The sequence below is a fragment of the Rhizobium ecuadorense genome (assembly GCF_001187535.1).
GTDB classification, from domain to species: domain Bacteria; phylum Pseudomonadota; class Alphaproteobacteria; order Rhizobiales; family Rhizobiaceae; genus Rhizobium; species Rhizobium ecuadorense.
The window spans coordinates 1-282 of the sequence record NZ_LFIO01000850.1; the positions used below are offsets into that span (position 1 = coordinate 1).

Annotated in this window: 2 pseudogenes; both read right to left on the reverse strand. The window is 61.7% G+C overall.

From position 1 onward, the window contains the following. A pseudogene (locus AF337_RS42225) lies at window positions 1-104 on the reverse strand (ABC transporter permease); the annotation flags it as partial. Continuing rightward, a pseudogene (locus tag AF337_RS42230) lies at window positions 104-282 on the reverse strand (ABC transporter permease); the annotation flags it as partial. The pseudogenes AF337_RS42230 and AF337_RS42225, both read right to left, overlap by 1 nt.

Genomic DNA, 282 nt, shown 5'->3' on the forward strand with positions numbered 1-282 from the left:
GTGGGCTCGGAGATGTGTATACGCGACAGGGGGGTGGAAACGCGAATGGCGCCCGCGAAGATCGCCAGCGGCACGCCCCAGATGCCGATGCCTGTCTCTTCCATCAGAGGCTCCTTTTCCAGAGGTCGGGATTGAAGATCTTGAAGCGGCCGTAGAAGGTTTCGCAGAAGAGAATGACGATGAAGAGCGTCCCCTGCAGCACGAGAACCGTCGCATCCGGCAGACCCATGCGCCGCTGGATGAGACCGCCCGAGGCGTCAATACCGCCGAGCAGGATCGCCA